Origin of the sequence: Winogradskyella litoriviva, from assembly GCF_013249065.1 — a bacterium.
Classification (GTDB): domain Bacteria; phylum Bacteroidota; class Bacteroidia; order Flavobacteriales; family Flavobacteriaceae; genus Winogradskyella; species Winogradskyella litoriviva.
In genome coordinates, this window is sequence record NZ_JABRWQ010000030.1 from 1 (window position 1) to 783 (window position 783).

Genomic DNA, 783 nt, shown 5'->3' on the forward strand with positions numbered 1-783 from the left:
AACGTGTTTGTGTATGGTTAGTTGCGTGTTTCAGCAACTAATTTAGTAAACATTCACGAACCCGTGAATATTCCGCAGGAATATTCGCAAGTAGAGAATAAAAAAGCAATTAAATATACACGGTGTTGGCGACAGTTTTTATTCAAGTCCGATTAATTTTATTTCATTAATATCAAGTCTGTTAAAAGTTCCGATTACAAAATCTTGATTCTGAAGTTGAGATGCTAATTCATCACAGAGATTATTGCAATCAATTTCAATTTGGTTTAAAATTTCATAACCAGAAGTAGTAGTAATAAAACTTTGCCCACCAATTTTTAAATCAATGTCAAATGAAGTCTCATAATTGACTTCTTCAGTTGACATTATTTCTTGTAATGTATATTTTAATGAACTTCCATCAGCAGGTGGGTTGTCAATTTGTTCAACTTTTACTTTAATATTATAAATATGTCCTGCTTGATAATCAAAACCCTCAATAGAATTATAAAATTTAGTCCAATTATTAGAACCAATATTGTTGTTTTCTTGAACTAATAGAGTTAAAAATAACCCTTCTCCGATTCCAGTATTTTGATAATGATTAATCCTCATATCAATAGTTTGAATTTCGTTTTCACTATCATTATGGGAACAAGAGAATAAAAATCCAACAATAATTAATAATAAAATTTGAGTTTTCATTTTTTATAAAATTAAGCTTATAATCTATAGATGTTAAATTCGCGATTTGGTTGCGTCAAATTGTTGCCAACGTGTTTGTGTATGGTTAGTTGCGTGGTT

The 783-nt window shown here is 29.0% G+C and carries 1 protein-coding gene; it reads right to left on the minus strand.

Going from position 1 to position 783, the window contains the following annotated elements; all coding sequences use genetic code 11:
• Nucleotides 1–138: 138 nt before the first annotated feature.
• The gene (locus HNV10_RS17090; RefSeq protein WP_173302679.1) at nt 139–684 is read right to left on the minus strand and encodes a DUF4377 domain-containing protein; all 546 of its coding nucleotides are present in this window, start codon (nt 682–684) and stop codon (nt 139–141) included.
• Between the last annotated feature and the right edge of the window lie 99 nt (nt 685–783).

Excerpts from the sequence above, each read along its gene's own strand:
- HNV10_RS17090 (WP_173302679.1), bottom strand. The coding sequence starts at position 684 with ATGAAAACTCAAATTTTATTATTAATTATTGTTGGATTTTTATTCTCT.